At 61.8% G+C, this 727-nt stretch carries 1 protein-coding gene; it reads left to right on the top strand.

Annotated features, from left to right (window positions below):
- The coding region (locus VTU_RS0118005) for a type II and III secretion system protein (RefSeq protein WP_010106790.1) at nt 1–727 on the top strand (727 nt) is incomplete at both ends.

The following is a 727-nucleotide window of genomic DNA, read 5'->3' as shown; positions in this document are numbered from 1 at the left end:
AGGCGACAACCTGGGCGACACCGACCTCAAGAAGATCGAGGGCCTTGCAAAACACTATCCGCAGATCGTCAACTTCACCAACCAGATCGGCTGGGAGCAGATGGTGCTGATGGACGTCAAGGTGGTCGAGTTTCCGGTGAATGAACTGCGCGAAATCGGCCTGCGCTGGGGTTCCACGGGCGGCGCGAGCGTCGCCGGTCTCTGGTCGCCCGGCCGGCGTGGCCACCAAGGAGGGCTGGTCATTGGTGTCCAGAAGCCGCCCATCACCTCCGCGGACGGCAGCGAGTTCACTCCGCTGTCCGGGGGCCTGAACGTTCTGAGTGCGATCAATATGGGCCTGAGCGCCAAGCTCGACCTGCTGGCCCAGGAGGGCAAGGCCAGCATCCTGGCGCAGCCGCAGCTGTCGGCGCGCAATGGATCCAAAGCCGAATTCCTCGCGGGCGGCGAATACCCCTATAGCGTGACGACCTTCTACGGAACCACCGTCTATTTCAAGCCCTACGGCATCAAGCTCAACATCACGCCGCGCGTGGATCGCAATGGAGTCATCCGTGCGGAGATCGAGAGCGAAGTCAGCAACATAGACCCCTCGATCGCAACCGTTGGCGGGCCGGCGCTGAGCACACGGCGCACGAAAACCGAGTTCAACGTGCAAAACGGCGAAACCATGGTGTTGTCCGGGCTGATGTCGCGCAAGACCAGCGACAACATCGACAAAGTTCCCTTT

Source organism: Verminephrobacter aporrectodeae subsp. tuberculatae At4 (assembly GCF_000193225.1).
GTDB classification, from domain to species: Bacteria; Pseudomonadota; Gammaproteobacteria; order Burkholderiales; family Burkholderiaceae_C; genus Acidovorax; species Acidovorax aporrectodeae.
This window is presented reverse-complemented; position numbering and strand designations above follow the sequence as displayed.